Source organism: Staphylococcus sp. Y174-1, from assembly GCF_049897865.1.
Lineage (GTDB): Bacteria > Bacillota > Bacilli > Staphylococcales > Staphylococcaceae > Staphylococcus > Staphylococcus saprophyticus.
This window is the reverse complement of the sequence record NZ_JAFCXB010000003.1, coordinates 50,167-64,794: the sequence shown is the minus strand read 5'-3', so window position 1 is coordinate 64,794 and position 14,628 is coordinate 50,167. Positions and strand designations below refer to the sequence as shown.

Sequence of the window (14,628 nt, the reverse complement as noted above, 5' to 3'; positions counted from 1 at the left end):
TCTTAATCCCACTCTTTTTTTCCTTTTGATATTAATATGTTGCAAAGGTTAATTCGGTATCAATTTGACCTGTGAGTTCGTTTATGTTCAAAGATTCACCATTCAACCATTGTTGAAAGTCAATTTCCACAGGTGCCTTATTCTCACCTAAAGTAATATGAGCGGTTAGCGATTGAGGTTCATACATACTTGTGTGTATCGTGCCAGACCAACTTTTAAATAATTTACTGTAAATTTCAAATTCAGGGTTATTAAAAAGTTTGAAAGCATCCATTTTCCCTAATTGAGCAGGTGTTTGTTTAATTAACCTATCTAAACGCTCTGTTGATTCTTTTGTATAATTTCTATTTTCATGCGTTAATAATTTAAAGTGATTTGTACAAGTATGATCATAACGCACATCGATGGAACGTGGTGTAACTTCAATGATTGCGTGGTTTAAATATTTATCCATAACAATGTAGCTAAATGAACTTCTATGAGGTATTTCTTTTAATAATTTAATAGCTTCAGGAACATCTTTACAGTACTGTAATACAAGTCTGCCAATCATGTAGCATACAAAGCCGTCACCGGGATGTTTACGATGCATAAAATTATACCCCATTGCTAATCCAGCCTCATTCATGCCATCCATTCTACCCGTGACACGAGATGTTGGCCCAATTTGAGCTAAACCACCATCATTGGGTTGAAACAATAAATAGCGACCATCATATGTGGCAGGGTGATAATCATAATTACGTACCATATAATCGTTACCTAAATAGACAGTGCAACCGCTATTTTTCAAAGGTGTAAAGCGGTAATGGGCAAAATTTAAAATCATTTGACGTGTAGGTAAATTAAGCACTTCCTGCATACCTCTGATTTCTTCCCAGATTTGAGGTGCGTAGGTTTGAAAAATATCATAAGTCTCTTTGATGTGAATATCAAAGCGTGGCATACGTTTTTTCCATTCTTGTTCTCTATTTTTTAATAGTGGTGTATGTTGCATCCATTGTGCAGTTTGTACACCTAGGTCGAAATGTGAACCACGATGCGTTAAAATATCTGATTTTACTTTTTGCATTTCAAAATCTCCTATGTTTAAAGTGTAGTCTTACAAAATTGTAACTTTAATGTAACGTAGTGTTAATTGCATTACAGGGTACTAGACCTTATCATTAAGAATAACAACGATGACTGATTAAGGAATTATACTTTTAATGAGGTGATTGTTAATGGCTAACTATTATGATGCTATTAAAGATGCAGTATCCACTTGGTGGAGATAAATCAAATTACGATGGGAGTGAGCCTGATATATTCAGCTCACTCTTTTTTGGTTAAACCACCTTCAATGATAGTGATAGCGCAAATTTCTATCAATTAAGCATAATCACTGGAATGTTTATGAATCTATATATATTAAAAGCAAAACAAGTTTGAATTTTTTCATGTTCATGATTATGTTTAAATGCTTATAAACGTAATACGCATGTTTATCTGAATATTAAAGTAGTAAGAACCTTTGGTAGATAACAATTTTTTTATGTTTTGTTGAAGCATTAATACAATAATATCATAAAATTACGACTTTCATATGTTGATTTAAATTAATGAAAAGTGGGTATATATTTATTGATGTAATCAAATATGCTATCATTAATAATAGTGATGTTAATAATTTATTGAGGTGAAACAGAATGTGGAATTTTATTAAAGGTTTATTTAAATTTGTATTCGGTACAATCCTAACTGTATCATTAGCAGCAGGCATTGGTGCAGTTGTATTTGCTTATATTTTCAAAAAAGACTTTGAAGATATCGAAAGCAAAACAAAAGAAATTATTTCAGATATCGAATCTAATAATTAATTGATTGAAAATGAATAGGTTTTTTACTTTGAACTGTCGATAATGTTATCGACAGTTTTTTTATGCTATTCATATCGCTTGTATGCCCTATAGAATACTTGCCTATGCTTAAATATGGTTGGCTAACTAGTTATCTATCGTGATTTTTGTAATATCAAAAAGGGACAATTTGATTGTGTTTGAAGTTTTTAAAAGGTATCCTTCTAAAAACATTTGCGTCATATCTATATTTTTAATTTTAACAGTTATATTTTCTAGCCATCCGTCTTTATAATATTCAATATGTACAAAAGTATCTGAATGTAAGGCTTGATGGAGTTGTAAATTAAGTTCGTTTAGCTGGTCATCTGACAGTATTGGACGATCAATTTTATTTTGATCTATTAAATATTGTTGAATACTTTCGAATTGTTCAGGTAAAGTAGCAAAGGGCGCCCATTTGACCATGCCACGGCCTTGCGGTATGTTGGGATTCAACTGTTCTCTAGGTATTTTTCTATAATCTGTTTCTTGATTCTTGTAGTTATTCACTTATTATCACTCCAATCAGTATATATCCATTATACGAACATACGTTCTATTTTTCAAGTGGTTAAATCATTATATTGTCTTTTGCCCAAAATCTTTATTAAAATATGAGTATAATAATATGGAGGGGTTTACATGACGACAACAGGTTATATTGGAACATATACAAAAAAAGAAGGTAAAGGGGTTTACCGTTTCCAACTAGATGAAGAAACTGGCAAGATAACGGAAGTTAAAACAGGCTATGAACTAGAAGCATCCACATATGTAAATCAACATAATCATTTTTTATATGCTGTAACTAAAGAAGGCGATGATTGTGGTATTGCTAGTTTGAAAATAGAGTCAGATGGTACATTAAGTCTGATTAACAAATGTCTAGCGTCAACTGCTGGAAATGGTTGCTATGTATCTGCATCACCGGATGGAAAATATATATTCGAAGCAATTTATGGTGCTGGTTTAGCAAGAATTTATGAAGCAAATCCAGAAACAGGAGAAATTGTTCGTCTAATACAAGAATTAGCGCATGATTATCCAACTGGTCCTTCTGAAAGACAAGAGCAACCACATGTCCATTATCTCAACACAACACCAGATGAAAAATATGTTGTGGCAATGGATCTAGGTACAGATAAAGTGATTACGTACGAATATGGAGATGACGGTTTAAAAGTATACGATACTATAGATTTTGAGCCTGGAGATGGCCCAAGACATATTACGTTCCATGAAAATGGAAAATATGCTTACGTTGTACATGAGTTATCAAATATCGTAAGTACTTTAAAATATGAGAATGGTCATTTTACTGAAATCGAAAGACATTTAACAATTCCAGAAAACTTTGATGGTGATACTAAATTGGCAGCAGTGAGAATATCGCATGATCAAAATTTCTTATATATAAGTAATCGCGGTCATGATAGTCTTGCTATATTTAAAGTAGGAGACGAGGGTGCAACAATTTCATTAGTAGACATCGTTAAAAGTGGTGGAGAATTTCCACGTGACTTCAATATAACTGAATCTGATGATTATTTAGTTTGTGCACACCAAGAAGGCGATTATGCTCTGACCGTTTTTAAACGTGATAAAGTTACTGGAAACATAGAAATCGTTGATAATCAAGAAACGGCACCAGAAGGTGTTTGTGTACAGTTTCTAAGATAATATACTTTGCATTTTTATTATGAATGGTGTTATAATGCACTTAACAAATAGTGTACTAACATGATAAACACCGAGCCCGGTAGCTACTACGAATAGCTATCGGGCTCTTTTTGGTGTATTGGCACTGCCGTCGTCAGTCGTCAGTCACGATTATTCAGCCAATAAGAAAATAATGTGACAATAACACCTACTACGATAGGTGCTATAAACGTTACAAATAGGGTACTGAACATGATGTCACCTCCTTCCATGCTAAAATCAGCACAGAAGTAGAACGACGACTTTTCAATTATATCATTTGTAGCATCTTAACCATAGAAGATAAAAGGGGATCGTTTGTTTAAAATCGTCGATGACATAAAATAGGAAAGTAATCATGAAATAGAAAATAATATGCTTAAGAACATCCAGGCCAATACTTAAGTAGTGACTATATAACATAAATGAGAGTGGAACAGAAATTATAAAATAAAGATTTTTGTTCCACTCTCATTAGCTACAGTTTATAGCCCAAGCCTATAAAAAAGTGTTTATTATTTATTGAAAAATGTTTTAATATACTTAAATTTTCCTTTGTAAGGTGGAAAGAGTAGGCTTGACTCTAATCGAGTTGATTTAAATATATAAGATTTATCATGACTGAATGTGTCAAAACTAAATTTGCCGTGATATTGACCAATACCGGAAGCACCAACACCACCGAATGGTAAGTTTGGATTTGCTAATTGCATCAATGTATCGTTGATAGCACCGCCACCAAAAGAAATTTCATTTAGAACACGTTCTGTTGCGTTTTCATCTTCACTGAATAGGTAAAGGCTGAGTGGCTTGGGTTTCGTATGAATTAAATCAATCGCTTCATCAAAATCGTCATAAGTAATAATTGGTAGTATAGGACCGAAAATTTCACCTTCCATAATTTTATCATTAAATGTAATACCATCTAATAAAGTAGGTCCGATATAGTTTTCAGCTGAATCAGAATGGCCACCAAAAACAATTTCCGATTTGTGTACACCTAATAAATCGTTTAAACGGTCAAAATGCGTTTGATTTACGATACGTCCAAAGTCAGGACTTGCTTGTATTTCTTTACCATAAAATTCTGTTATTGTATTTTTTAAAGCTTTAATCAAGTCTTCTTTGACTTTACGGTTTACAAGAACATAATCTGGAGCGACACATGTTTGGCCAGCATTAGTGAATTTACCAAAACTGATGCGTTCACTAGCGACTTTGATATTAGCGGTTTCGTCTACGATGACAGGTGATTTGCCACCTAATTCTAAAGTGACAGGTGTTAAATTGGTACTTGCTGCTTGATAAACAATTCTTCCAACGCGTTCGCTTCCGGTGAAAAAGATATAATCGAAGGGTAAATGAATCAGTGACTGTGTAGTATCGGCGTCACCTTGGCAAATACTGATGTATTCAGGGTCGAACACATCTTCAATAATATTTTTTACAACTGCTGACACATGTGGCGTGAATTCCGAAGGTTTAATGATTACAGTATTGCCTGCAGCTATAGCACCTATAAGCGGTTCAATAAGCAATTGGAATGGATAGTTAAATGGCCCAATAATTAGTACTGTGCCATATGGTTCTTTAACAATATAACTTTTGGTAGGAAACATATAAAGCGGTGTATTAACCTGTTTCTTTTTAGCCCAGTTTTTTAATTCTTTACGAGCCGTTTTGATATTTTTTAAAGTAAAGCCGATTTCTGTTGCATAGGCTTCTACTTTGTTTTTACCTAAATCTTCTTGAAAAGCATTTAATAATGCATCTTCATGATTTTTAATACTTTTGCTTAGGAGCTTTAGTTGTTTTTTTCTGAATTTAAAATCCTTGGTCGCATGTGTATTAAAATATTGTTTACTATTATGGAAAGTTTGTTCTATTGAATTCAAATGTATTCCTCCTAGTACGAATGGGTGTCCAATATACTTATATTGATAAAAAACTGGAACATATCAACTATGTCCCAGTATAATGAATTGTAAAAACTTAATATGTTGAATAAATTGTACGAAGTGTTGTGTTAATAAAGATGTATTACTTCGTTAATGCTTCTGTAATTTGTGGTACAACTTGTTTTTTACGTGAAACGACACCTGGTAAGAAGGCAGTATTATTATCAAGTGTTACATTGAAGGCAACGCCGACTTTATCTTTTTCGGCGCCAACAACAAGAATTTTAGAATCACTATTAATAATGTCAGTAACAACTAATACAAATAAATCATATTTTTCATTGGCGCTTACTTCAAGCATTTCTTTTTCTAATTCTTCTTGGCGTGCAAATACTTCATCAATATCTACTGTATTTACTTGACCAATACGTGTAACAAAATCTCCCATATTAAATGATTTTGCGTCCATAGATAAAATATCAGAAACAGATTTATCTTTTGTAGAAGCACCAGCTTTTAACATTTCTAAGCCATATGATTCTAAATCAACATTAGCAATTGATTTTAATGCTTCTGCAGCTTGTACATCTTGCTCAGTACAAGTAGGTGATTTGAATAATAGACTATCTGAAATAATTGCAGATATCATTAAACCAGCAATTTCAGGTTTGATTTCAAATCCACGTTCTTTATACATTTTGTATAAAATTGTTGCAGTACAGCCAACTGGTTCAGCACGGTAATATAAAGGTGCTGCAGTTTCAAAGTTAGCTATTCTGTGATGATCGACAACGTGTTGAACAGCTGCATCAGCAATTGAATCAGCACTTTGTTGGAATTCATTATGGTCAACTAAAATGACATTTTGATCGGCTAAATCATCATTTAGTAACTCTGGTGCAGTTACATTAAAATGATCTAAAGCATATTGTGTTTCAGGGCCTACTTCGCCTAAACGGTATGCAGTAGCCTCAGCATTACCTGTTTGTTGTTCAAAATCTGCCATGATAATAGCAGATGAAATTGCATCTGTATCTGGATTTTTATGTCCGAAAATATAAGTTTTTGCCATATCTAAATTCTCCTTATTTTAAGTAGTTAATGTTATTCTAGCATGATTTCGCATTGTTATTCTACTTCAGCACCTAGTGAATTTTTAAAATGATCTAATGCCCACTCGTGACCTGAAGGATTAAAGGAAGCGACACCTCTATGTGAAATGGAAATACCATATCCTAAGTTGTATGCGCTGATTGCAGTATGGAGTACACAAATATCCGTACAAACGCCAACGATTTCTAAATGATTAATATTTCGCTCACGCAACATTAAGTCTAAAGGTGTACCGCAAAATGAATCATAACGTGTTTTATCTAAATAGTGGATATGATCGTTAAATAAAATATTTTGATAAATATCATTTACTTTACCATAAAGTTCACGACCAAACGTACCGATGATATTATGTGGTGGAAACAACTTACTTTCAGGATGATATTTATTTTCTTCATAATGCAAATCCATCATAAAAAAGATATCAGATTGCTTTTTGTTATAAACTTCGATTCTTTCCACTATGTAGCTTTCAATTTGTTGACCTGGAAATCCACAAGTTAATTTTCCATTTTCAGCTACAAAATCATTTGAATAGTCTACTACAATTAACGCACTTTTTTTCATATTATGGTTACACTCCCAATATTAAATATAATAGTAATTATATACTAAGATGATAAATCATTAAAGATATAGTAAACGCGTTTAAAAAAACATATTTATGTTAATTATTAAGTAATAACGATGAAAGGAACTGGCCTATGATTATTAATGCAAAACAATTTGGTTTAAAAGGGGAACACAAATGGGCAGATACACGTGCAATGCAAAAAGCACTCAATTATGCAAAGAAAAATAAAGGAACAACGATATATGTGCCTCAAGGAGAATATCATATTCGCAAGCCGCTTGTGATATATGAGGCAACAACATTACTTTTAGATGATAAAGCAATTTTAAAAAGATGCGGTAAAGATACATTATTGAAAAACGGACGTCGTTTTAAATCGTATTATGGTTATAACGGAAATAGTCATATTCATATAGCAGGTGGCACGTTTGATATGAATGGGTACGACTACCCTTATAATAATACGACGATGTGCATGGGACATGCATGTGACGTTCAAATTGTGGATGTTACTTTTAAAGATGTGGTTGGAGGACATTGTTTGGATGCATGTGGAGTGAACGGTTTGTACATCAATCAATGCAAGTTCTTAGGTTTCAATGATCCGGATGGCACAAGATTTTTTTCTGAAGCGGTGCAGTTAGATATACAAGTTTCAGGTGCTTTTCCAAAATTTGGTGCAACTGATGGGACAATTACGAAGAATGTCATAATAGAAAATTGCTATTTTGGTAATTCAGAAACACCCGGTATGCAACCTTGGAACCGAGCAATTGGTTCTCATGCAAGCCGTTATCATAAATACTATGACAATATTCATATTCGCTATAATGTTTTTGAAAATATGAAACAATATGCACTCACACCATTGAAAAATAAAAATACGTATATTCACCATAATGTTTTTAAAAATTGTGAGGGCGGTATACGCTTTTTAGCTGTAAAAGATGGGAAAAATGCGAAAGATATGAAAGGTAATGAAAGGGGGACACAAGCAGGAAACAATTTAAATATTTTCCAAAATCAATTTATAGGAGAAATGCGTAAAGAAGCTATACGTATTCAAAGTTATAATAATATCAAACATGAAAATATCGTTATAGCAAAAAATGAATTTGATCATGAGTCACAAAGCGTGTATTTAAAGGATATCAAACATCTTTACATATCTAACGAAGCCGATATCAGATTCAAAAAAGTAAATATAGATTGATTATCATTTGTAAATTGAATAATAAATAATGGTGATGTAAACGATTTAAAATTATAAACCAATTTGAAATATATTATGTTATACTCTAATAAATTATTGTGAATATTCTGATAATAATTTAAAGGGGGAGCTTGATGAATAATTTAAATAAAGGGGATATGAGAAGGTCGCAGTATTTGATGTTTTTCTCAAATAAAAAAGAGAATAAATCTTATAATGTTGGTCAATTAGTAGGGTTAATTTTAGGTCCTTTGCTCTTTGTACTAACATTGTTGTTATTTCAACCTGACAATTTATCTGATAAAGGTGTATTTGTCTTAGCTATCACATTATGGATTGCCACTTGGTGGATTACCGAAGCGATTCCAATTGCTGCTACAAGTTTATTACCTTTGATATTACTTCCAGTTGGTCATGTGCTCAATCCAGAAGAAGTATCTGCTCAATATGGTAATGACATTATTTTCTTATTTTTAGGGGGCTTTATTCTAGCTATTGCAATGGAAAGGTGGAATCTACATACTCGGGTAGCGCTCCGAATCATTAATACATTAGGTACGAGTACAGGAAGCATATTATTAGGCTTTATGATAGCAACCGGTTTTTTATCCATGTTTGTTTCGAACACTGCAGCGGTTATGATTATGATACCTATTGGTTTAGCAATTATTAAAGAAGCAAATGAATTGAAAAACGGAGATACAAAACCTGAAAGTATTTCTAAATTTGAGCAAGCATTAGTCTTAGCGATAGGTTATGCAGGTACGATTGGTGGTTTAGGTACATTAATTGGAACACCACCATTAATTATATTAAAGGGGCAATATCAATCAGCTTTTGGTGAAGAAATTAGCTTTGCAAAATGGATGATTATTGGTGTACCAACAGTCATCGTCTTACTGTTTTTAGTTTGGATATATATTCGTTACATTGCGTTTAAACATGATATGAAAACATTGCCAGGTGGGCAAGATTTAATTAGAAAAAAATTAAGTGAACTTGGAAAAATGAAATATGAAGAGAAAGTAGTATTGATTGTATTTTTACTTGCTAGTTTTTTATGGATAACACGAGAATTTTTATTAAAGCATTGGACATTCACTTCAGAAGTTGCTGATGGGACGATTGCCATGTTTATATCTGTCTTATTATTCTTAATTCCTGCTAAAAATAAAGAAAAGCATAAACGTATTATAGACTGGGAAGTAGCTAAGGATTTACCATGGGGAGTATTAATTTTGTTTGGTGGCGGTTTAGCACTAGCAAAAGGTATCTCAGAAAGTGGTTTAGCGAATTGGCTAGGAGAACAATTAAAGTTAATTGAAGGTGTCAGCCCATTGGTTATTGTGCTTGTAATTACAATTTTTGTCTTATTCTTAACTGAAATCACATCCAATACAGCTACAGCTACAATGATATTACCGATCTTAGCCACATTATCTGTCGCAGTTAATGTGCACCCATTGTTACTCATGGTTCCTGCTGCTATGGCAGCAAATTGTGCATATATGTTACCAGTAGGAACGCCTCCGAATGCCATTGTATTTGGCACTGGCAAAATCAGTATCAAAAAAATGGCATCGGTTGGTTTTTGGGTGAATTTATTAAGTATTGTCGTAATCGTGTTGGTTGTATACTTCTTAGTGCCACCTGTTTTAGGTATAGATGTTACACAACCATTGCCATTGAAATAAAAGAAGCGTTTGTAACAAAACTTTGTTACAAACGCTTCTTTTCATATTCAACATGATAACAAGATGAAGTTTTGCTATGAAAACATCTAAACAGTTGTATGGGACAGTTACTAGCAAGAATTAATTGAGTTTATTAAAGGTACCTATAATCGTGACTTGAAAGTCTAAAGTATTAAGTATCTTTATCACTTTTGAAAGGTCTTCGGAAATAGGTGTGTCTGCTTGAACGAAAAAGTGATACATACCTAATTGCGTTTTTAATGGACGAGATTCAATCCAAGACAAGTTAATATTAAATAATACAAACGTATTTAATATACTGGCTAATAGACCTGGTTTATCAAATTTCGGTGTAATTAATAACATCGTGTCGGTTGCTTGTTCGATGTGTTTTGGTTGATTACTGACGACTAGGAAACGAGTGACGTTATGTGGATAATCTTCAATGTTTTGTGCAATTGATGTATAGCCATAAGCTTCACCGCTACCTAAAGGTGCGATTGCACCAACATTTTGTGAAATTTTATCTAAACTTTTAATTGTACTGTCTACATAAGCAATATCAAATCCATGCGCTTGTATATATTGGCTGGTTTGACTAATAGCAGGCCCAATTGAGTATACTGTTGAAATATCATTTACGGTTGCGTTTTCTGAACCATATAAAGCAAATTGTATATCTAAATGAAGTTCACCTTGTGTATATATATTCTGTTGTGTTAATGCGTCGGCTACGATATTAATCGTACCTTCTATTGAATTTTCTATAGGCACAACAGCAATACTTTGACTATCTTCTGAAACAGATGCGACGACTTCGTATAAATTAGATTTTGGAACAAATTCAATTTCTGATTCTGATTTATATTGTGTCGCAGCTAAATAAGAAAATGTGCCCTTTGGTCCTAAATAATAAAGTTTCATGTAATGTAACCCCTTGTTTATCTAAATATAGTGAATCATTTAATGGAATGGACAACCTGAGTCTTCGGTTTTTTTATAAAAGAAATTAGGTTCTTTCATCACATTTTTGTATCCGTGATGATAATTGGGCACCAATGTGGGAGACAAAGAGGGTGCTAACCAAGACCATTTACCAGTAACTTCTCTATCGTGTTTCGTTTCATTCATTTCGAATCTTTCAAATTGTTTAGATGCTGTTAAATGATCGACGATAGAGACGCCAGCATTTTTAAAAGAATGATACACAGCATCGTTTAATTCAACCAATGCACGATCTTTATTGAAAGAATTATTTTTAAGTGTATCAAATTCAAATGCTTCTGCAACACTTTCTAACAAATTATAGCGATAGACATCAGTAAAATTACGAACGGCAATTTCATTTACCATATACCAACCGTTAAATGGCGCAGTAGGATAAGTGATGCCACCAATTTTTAAATCCATACTTGAAATAATAGGGACGGCATACCATTTTAAACCGAGTTGTTGCAGTTTGGGGAATCTGTCATGTGTAATAGATACTTCTTTAATTAAATTTTTAGGGTATTCATGATATTTTATTTTGCTATTCGGCATTTTGTAAATTAAGGGCAAAATATCAAAATGTGTATACTGACCTTGCCATCCAAGATGTTGTGCTAATTTGGTAATCTTTTTCTCAGCTGGATCTCCACATGTTTCGTACCCTGCGTATCTAATTAATTGATTGTTATAAATTTGCGGGGGGTTATCTTTTGAGAAAATTGTGATGTAAGGTTTGATTCTTCCATTATTAGTCGCAATGTCAATATGGTTTTCAATTGCTTCTATAAATTCATCTTCACTTTGTATGTGTCTTGCATCAGACACAGTTAAAGAATCCCAAAAAAATCGTCCGATACAACGATTGGAATTTCTCCATGCCATTTTGGCTCCATAATTCAATTCTTCAAATGTATGCTCATAAGTGCCAGTAGAAAGGATAGCTGACTCAATTTCAGCAATTCGTTCTGTTATTTTATTTTTATCATAATTTAATTCATTATACATGGTTTCTATAAAAGACTTAGCTTCATTTAGCATTAAAAACACCTCATAAATATTATATATCATTTTTAAATTTATAAAATGATAAAACATATAACTGTTATGACTTTGTCGTTAACCATGTCACATTTTAAACAAATTTTAAATAAATAACTGATATCTTTACTTCTATTTTGAATTCGTAAATCAGTCCTATTTAAAGTGCTAACAATACTTCATTTATGCTAAAATGATGGAAAAGCTGATTGGAGAGATGGTTGTGTACCAATATGAAGATGATACATTAGTGTTGCATAATGATTTATATCAAATAAATATGGCAGAAAGTTATTGGGATGATGGGATCCATGAGCGTATGGCAGTGTTTGATCTATATTTTAGAAGTATGCCATTCGATAGTGGGTATGCAGTGTTTAATGGATTAAAACGTGTTATCGAATATATTAATAATTTTCATTTTTCAAAGTCAGATATTGAATATTTGAAATCAATAGGGTATCAAGACGACTTCTTAAATTATTTGAAAAACTTGAGTTTTACTGGAAGCATACGTTCAATGCAAGAAGGAGAACTTTGCTTTGGAAATGAGCCATTGCTTAGAGTAGAAGCACCACTCATCCAAGCTCAATTGATAGAAACAATGCTTTTAAATATTGTTAATTTTCATACATTAATTACGACAAAAGCAAGCAGAATTAGACAAGTTGCACATGATGATATGTTAATGGAATTTGGTACGCGCCGAGCGCAAGAAGCAGATGCAGCATTGTGGGGAGCTAGAGCTGCATATATAGGAGGCTTTAACTCAACTAGTAATGTACGCGCTGGTAAGTTATTTGGGATACCTGTTTCAGGGACGCATGCGCATGCGATGGTTCAAACATATGGTGATGAATACATAGCATTCAAAAAGTATGCTGAGAGACATCAAGATTGTGTGTTTCTAGTAGATACCTTCCATACATTAAAATCTGGTGTGCCAACAGCGATTAAAGTTGCTAAAGAATTAGGCGATAAGATTAATTTTGTTGGTATTCGACTAGATTCAGGTGATATTGCCTACCTCTCAAAAGAAGCACGACGTATGTTAGACGAAGCAGGATTTACTGATGCAAAAATTATTGCATCTAATGACTTAGATGAACAAACGATTACGAGTTTAAAATCACAGGGCGCTAGAGTAGACTCTTGGGGTGTAGGAACTAAATTAATCACGGGTTACGATCAACCAGCATTAGGTGCTGTTTATAAACTCGTTGCTGTAGAAGACAGTGATGGATCATACGTTGACCGCATTAAGTTATCAAATAATGCAGAAAAAGTAACGACACCAGGTAAGAAAAAGGTGTATCGCATAATAAATAAAAAAACGAATAAGGCAGAAGGAGATTACATTACTTTAGAACATGAAGATCCATACGATGAATCGCCTTTGAAATTATTCCACCCAGTACACACATATAAAATGAAATTCATAAAATCATTTATTGCTAAAGACTTACATCATGACATCTTCATAGATGGAGAACTTGTATATGATTTACCAAATGAAAATGAAGCACAAGCCTATTTGAAAGATAGTCTCGCATATTTATGGGACGAGAATAAACGTCACTTAAACCCACAGGAATATCCGGTTGATTTAAGTACGTTATGTTGGGAAAATAAACACAAACGTATCTTTGAAGTTGCAGAACATGTTAAAGAGATGGAGGAAGAAAATGAGTAATTTACAAGATATAGTTGTGAAAGAAATGAAAGTGAAACCATCGATTGAAAGTAAAAGTGAAACACGACATATTATCCAATTTATAAAAAACTATGTTCAATCGCATTCGTTTATTAAATCTTTAACACTAGGTATTTCTGGTGGTCAAGATTCAACTTTAGCAGGTAAATTATGTCAATTAGCAGTAAACGAACTGAAAGAGGACGGCAATGATTGTGAATTTATAGCTGTTAAACTCCCTTATGGTGAGCAAAAAGATGCTGCAGAAGTAGAAGACGCATTAACTTATATCCAACCAGACAAAATTATAACTGTAAATATTAAACCAGCTGTGGATCAAAGTATTCAGTCGTTGAAAGAAGCTGGTGTGAATCTAACAGATTTTCAAAAAGGCAATGAAAAAGCAAGAGAACGGATGAAAGTTCAATTTTCTATTGCTTCTAACCAAAAAGGGATTGTCGTTGGTACGGATCATTCCGCTGAAAATGTCACAGGCTTTTACACAAAATATGGTGATGGGGCTGCAGACATTGCACCTTTATTTGGTTTGAATAAGCGCCAGGGGAAACAGCTCTTAGCGTATTTAGAAGCGCCTAAGCATTTGTATGAAAAAACGCCAACCGCTGATTTGGAAGATGACAAACCACAATTGCCTGATGAAGAAGCATTGGGTGTAAGTTATGATGATATTGATGATTATCTAGAAGGCAAATCTGTACCAAGTGAATCTAAAGAAATAATAGAAAATCATTATATAAAAAATGCGCATAAACGAGAATTAGCTTATACAAGATACACATGGCCTAAAAATTAATTTAATTCCGATAACTTTTTAGT

Annotated in this window: 14 protein-coding genes; 6 read left to right on the top strand and 8 right to left on the bottom strand. The window is 33.1% G+C overall.

What is annotated here, in order from left to right:
• Nucleotides 1-31 precede the first annotated feature (31 nt).
• Entirely contained in the window at nucleotides 32-1,072 is a 1,041-nt protein-coding gene (locus ACP7BT_RS11075; RefSeq protein WP_002482805.1) for a C45 family autoproteolytic acyltransferase/hydolase, read from the bottom strand.
• 616 nt (nucleotides 1,073-1,688) lie between these two features.
• Between ACP7BT_RS11075 and ACP7BT_RS11070 the strand changes: the two genes are divergently transcribed.
• On the top strand, nucleotides 1,689-1,859 hold the full coding sequence (locus ACP7BT_RS11070; protein WP_002482806.1) for a hypothetical protein: 171 nt from the start codon (nucleotides 1,689-1,691) through the stop codon (nucleotides 1,857-1,859).
• Nucleotides 1,860-1,985: 126 nt separating this feature from the next.
• Here the strand turns inward: ACP7BT_RS11070 and ACP7BT_RS11065 are convergent, their stop codons facing one another.
• A complete protein-coding gene (locus ACP7BT_RS11065; RefSeq protein ID WP_041079954.1) occupies nucleotides 1,986-2,390 on the bottom strand; it encodes a YolD-like family protein in 405 nt (134 codons plus the stop codon).
• A 132-nt stretch (nucleotides 2,391-2,522) separates the two neighbouring features.
• Between ACP7BT_RS11065 and ACP7BT_RS11060 the strand changes: the two genes are divergently transcribed.
• Nucleotides 2,523-3,560, top strand: coding sequence for a 6-phosphogluconolactonase (locus tag ACP7BT_RS11060; protein WP_041079955.1), 1,038 nt, complete (start codon nucleotides 2,523-2,525; stop codon nucleotides 3,558-3,560).
• Nucleotides 3,561-3,700: 140 nt separating this feature from the next.
• Here the strand turns inward: ACP7BT_RS11060 and ACP7BT_RS11055 are convergent, their stop codons facing one another.
• The 4 genes from ACP7BT_RS11055 to ACP7BT_RS11040 all read right to left on the bottom strand — a co-directional run bounded on the left by ACP7BT_RS11055 (nucleotide 3,701) and on the right by ACP7BT_RS11040 (nucleotide 7,156).
• A complete protein-coding gene (locus tag ACP7BT_RS11055; protein ID WP_075340056.1) occupies nucleotides 3,701-3,793 on the bottom strand; it encodes a type I toxin-antitoxin system Fst family toxin in 93 nt (30 codons plus the stop codon).
• 300 nt (nucleotides 3,794-4,093) lie between these two features.
• Complete coding sequence (locus ACP7BT_RS11050) at nucleotides 4,094-5,473, bottom strand: aldehyde dehydrogenase (protein WP_041079957.1); 1,380 nt, start codon at nucleotides 5,471-5,473, stop codon at nucleotides 4,094-4,096.
• 145 nt (nucleotides 5,474-5,618) lie between these two features.
• Nucleotides 5,619-6,548, bottom strand: coding sequence for a manganese-dependent inorganic pyrophosphatase (locus ACP7BT_RS11045; protein WP_011302751.1), 930 nt, complete (start codon nucleotides 6,546-6,548; stop codon nucleotides 5,619-5,621).
• A 56-nt stretch (nucleotides 6,549-6,604) separates the two neighbouring features.
• Entirely contained in the window at nucleotides 6,605-7,156 is a 552-nt protein-coding gene (locus tag ACP7BT_RS11040) for a cysteine hydrolase family protein (protein WP_002482811.1), read from the bottom strand.
• A 137-nt stretch (nucleotides 7,157-7,293) separates the two neighbouring features.
• Here ACP7BT_RS11040 and ACP7BT_RS11035 point away from each other — a divergent pair, with 137 nt between their 5' ends.
• On the top strand, nucleotides 7,294-8,376 hold the full coding sequence (locus ACP7BT_RS11035) for a glycosyl hydrolase family 28-related protein (RefSeq protein ID WP_011302753.1): 1,083 nt from the start codon (nucleotides 7,294-7,296) through the stop codon (nucleotides 8,374-8,376).
• 134 nt (nucleotides 8,377-8,510) lie between these two features.
• The gene (locus tag ACP7BT_RS11030; RefSeq protein WP_041079958.1) at nucleotides 8,511-10,070 is read left to right on the top strand and encodes an SLC13 family permease; all 1,560 of its coding nucleotides are present in this window, start codon (nucleotides 8,511-8,513) and stop codon (nucleotides 10,068-10,070) included.
• Between the two features lie 120 nt (nucleotides 10,071-10,190).
• Here the strand turns inward: ACP7BT_RS11030 and ACP7BT_RS11025 are convergent, their stop codons facing one another.
• Nucleotides 10,191-10,994, bottom strand: a complete 804-nt coding sequence (locus ACP7BT_RS11025) for a prephenate dehydratase (RefSeq protein ID WP_002482814.1) — start codon at nucleotides 10,992-10,994, stop codon at nucleotides 10,191-10,193.
• A 39-nt stretch (nucleotides 10,995-11,033) separates the two neighbouring features.
• A complete protein-coding gene (locus ACP7BT_RS11020) occupies nucleotides 11,034-12,098 on the bottom strand; it encodes a nitric oxide synthase oxygenase (RefSeq protein WP_011302756.1) in 1,065 nt (354 codons plus the stop codon).
• Between the two features lie 223 nt (nucleotides 12,099-12,321).
• Between ACP7BT_RS11020 and ACP7BT_RS11015 the strand changes: the two genes are divergently transcribed.
• Both ACP7BT_RS11015 and nadE read left to right on the top strand, forming a co-directional pair.
• The gene (locus ACP7BT_RS11015; RefSeq protein ID WP_037538105.1) at nucleotides 12,322-13,791 is read left to right on the top strand and encodes a nicotinate phosphoribosyltransferase; all 1,470 of its coding nucleotides are present in this window, start codon (nucleotides 12,322-12,324) and stop codon (nucleotides 13,789-13,791) included.
• On the top strand, nucleotides 13,784-14,605 hold the full coding sequence (gene nadE / locus ACP7BT_RS11010) for an ammonia-dependent NAD(+) synthetase (protein ID WP_002482817.1): 822 nt from the start codon (nucleotides 13,784-13,786) through the stop codon (nucleotides 14,603-14,605). The genes ACP7BT_RS11015 and nadE overlap by 8 nt, the downstream gene beginning before the upstream one ends.
• Nucleotides 14,606-14,628: the final 23 nt, after the last annotated feature.